The organism is Streptomyces swartbergensis (assembly GCF_002148965.1).
Lineage (GTDB): Bacteria > Actinomycetota > Actinomycetes > Streptomycetales > Streptomycetaceae > Streptomyces > Streptomyces swartbergensis.
In genome coordinates, this window is sequence record NZ_NGFN01000676.1 from 1 (window position 1) to 1567 (window position 1567).

At 67.5% G+C, this 1567-nt stretch carries 2 protein-coding genes; both read right to left on the minus strand.

Annotated features, from left to right (window positions below; translation table 11 throughout):
* Window positions 1-241: 241 nt before the first annotated feature.
* Window positions 242-877 (minus strand): hypothetical protein, encoded by a 636-nt coding sequence (locus CA983_RS43475; RefSeq protein ID WP_086606092.1) that lies wholly within the window; start codon window positions 875-877, stop codon window positions 242-244.
* Window positions 878-884: 7 nt separating this feature from the next.
* A partial coding sequence (locus CA983_RS43480) for a TniB family NTP-binding protein (protein WP_244207355.1) occupies window positions 885-1567 on the minus strand: 683 nt, incomplete at its 5' end.

Below are 1567 nucleotides of genomic sequence, written 5' to 3' on the forward strand. Positions count from 1 at the left end.
ACCTAGGGTTGTGTGGGTTGCAGTGGGAATTGCCGGGGCGTTGTGGGTAGCTTCTGCGTCTAATGGTCCGGGGTGTGTTTTGGCTGGTCAGTCGTGTTGTGCCTGGTCATAGGCCTGGTTTCGTGTCTGTGGTGTCGGAGCTTTGTAGGGGCCGTCTGGCGTGTGCGGTTGGGACGGGAATGATGTCGTCGAGGTGTTCCTGGTGGAGTCGGGCGGGTCGGGGAGGCTGGTAGCTCCTGGCTCAGTGGTCGGTGGGTTGGGGGTTTTTGCCGGTCCAGTACAGGGCTGTGTCGATGTCGCGTGGGGTCCAGCCGTCGGTGGGTGCTCGGCTGTGTTGGAGGAGGTTGTCGAGGAGTTGCATGTAGCGGCTGTAGCGTCCCGGTGTGCGGGTGAGGGTGAGGGTGAGGCCCAGGGTGTCCAGGGCGTGTTGGACACGGCGGTCGTAGACGGCCATCCGTGTGGGTGCCGCTGCTGTCAGGGCGGCTGAGGCGAGGGCGTCGCCGGTACAGAAGCCCGGCAGTTCCCACATGATGCTGCGCCCTGTGCGGGCAGCCTCACTGCGCGGTACCGCGGTGTCGCGGACTGCGGTGACGGCCCGCTTGGTGACCTCGCGCACGTGTGCGTCGGGCAGGGACATGAGCGCCGATACCCACGGGGTCTGTGCGGAAAGCCGTTTCCAGACGACCAGGGCCGCGATGTCCGTCTTCCCGAGGCTGCCGACGTGCTCGGTTCGTTGCACGACGTCGTGGAACACCTCGTCGTAGTGCGGTGAGACTCCTGCCAGGTAGCCGGCACGGGCGGGGATCAGGACGTCCCACACCTGGCCGCAGACGGCAGCGAACTCATCGGCAGTCGGCGTATCCCTGGTCTTCTTCACGTCCGCATCATGCCGGTGTGGACGGTCGGCGGGTGCGGGGGCGCTTTGCTTCTTCGGCGAGGTGGTCGAGCTGGATGGCTTCCAGTGTTTTCTTGGTGATGCGTTCGGTTCCGTCGCAGATGGCGGTGATGGCGGCTTGGCCGATGAGGCCGGTGAGGCTGCCGATGCGGCCGGCGGTGCGCTGGTGGACGTAGGCGTGGTGGCGGGGGAGCGTGCCTGGGCGGTGGTGCTGGGGATCGAGGGCGTTTTCGAGGTCGGTGATGACGTCGGTGAAGGGGTGCCGGTTGCCGTGGCGGGCGGGGAGGGGGCCGCAGTCGATGAGGGTGGCGCGGCCGGCGAGTTGGGCGCCGCGCACGCCGCTGAACAGGGGTGTGGCGGTGACGTCGATGCCGGCGTAGACGAAGGTGGCGTGGATGCGTTCGGTGAGGTCTTTGAGCAGGTCGGCGGCTTGGGCGCCGGTGGTGGTGCGGGGGTTGAGGCGGTGGATCTCATCGATGAGGACGAGTTGGATGCCGGCGGTGTTGTAGGTGTGGCAGACGGCTTCGGTGATCTGGGCCTGGGTCATGCGGGTGGTGGTGGGGATGCCGAGGTAGCGGGCGAATTCGGCGGTGAGGGTCTTCGCGGTGGCGCCGGGTGGGACGAGGACGTAGGCGACCGGCACCTGAGGGTGGTGGCCGGGCGGGGTGGGGG